Genomic DNA, 778 nt, shown 5'->3' on the forward strand with positions numbered 1-778 from the left:
GCGCGAGCGTCGTCTTGCCGTTCTCGAACTTGCCGACGCGGATCTTCGGGCCCTGGAGGTCGGCCATGATCGCGATCTCGCGGCCGACCTTGCGGGCGGCCTCGCGCACCATTTCGGCGCGCTGGCGGTGATCGTCGGCCGTGCCGTGCGAAAAATTGAGCCGCACGACGTCGAGGCCCGCCTGCATCATCTGCAGCAGAATCTCCGGCGAACTGGATGCCGGGCCGATCGTGGCGACTATCTTGGTGGCGCGCTGCATGAAACTCCTCATCTGGATCAAGGTGGATGCGCTGGGTGAAACGCTGCGAGAGCCGGAACCGGCAGGCCCAGCGGCCGCCGTTCCGGGGGGCGTGCCGGTGCTGGCGCCCGGCATCGCTTTGTTCTGAATCTCGTGGTGCTGCACGGCCGCGTCGCCGGCGGCCGCCGGTGCGCGCGGGGCGGTGTTCGCCCGCGCGGGCGCGCGTGTGCGCTTGCCCGCGCCGGCCGGCTGCTCCGCTTTCGCGGAGCGCGCGGCCTTCGTCACCCCTGCGCGCGCCGCCACGCTCAGGCCGCCCGCGTTTCGAGCACTTCCACCGCCGGCAGCTTCTTCCCTTCGAGGAACTCGAGGAAGGCGCCGCCGCCCGTCGAGATGTAGCTGACCTGGTCGTGGATGCCGTACTTCGCGATGGCCGCGAGCGTGTCGCCGCCGCCTGCGATCGAGAACGCGGACGATTTGGCGATCGCTTCGGCGAGCGTCTTGGTGCCGTTGCCGAACTGGTCGAACTCGAACACGCCGACC

At 70.1% G+C, this 778-nt stretch carries 2 protein-coding genes; both read right to left on the reverse strand.

The window, feature by feature from the left end; all coding sequences use genetic code 11:
• Nucleotides 1-523: pyruvate kinase (locus A9Z05_RS37325; protein WP_256121799.1), on the reverse strand; the 523-nt coding region annotated here is incomplete at its 3' end.
• Nucleotides 524-543: 20 nt separating this feature from the next.
• On the reverse strand, nucleotides 544-778 hold a 235-nt coding region (gene pgk, locus A9Z05_RS00030; protein WP_069616339.1), incomplete at its 5' end, for a phosphoglycerate kinase.

This window comes from Burkholderia sp. A2 (assembly GCF_001729305.1).
GTDB classification, from domain to species: Bacteria; Pseudomonadota; Gammaproteobacteria; order Burkholderiales; family Burkholderiaceae; genus Burkholderia; species Burkholderia sola.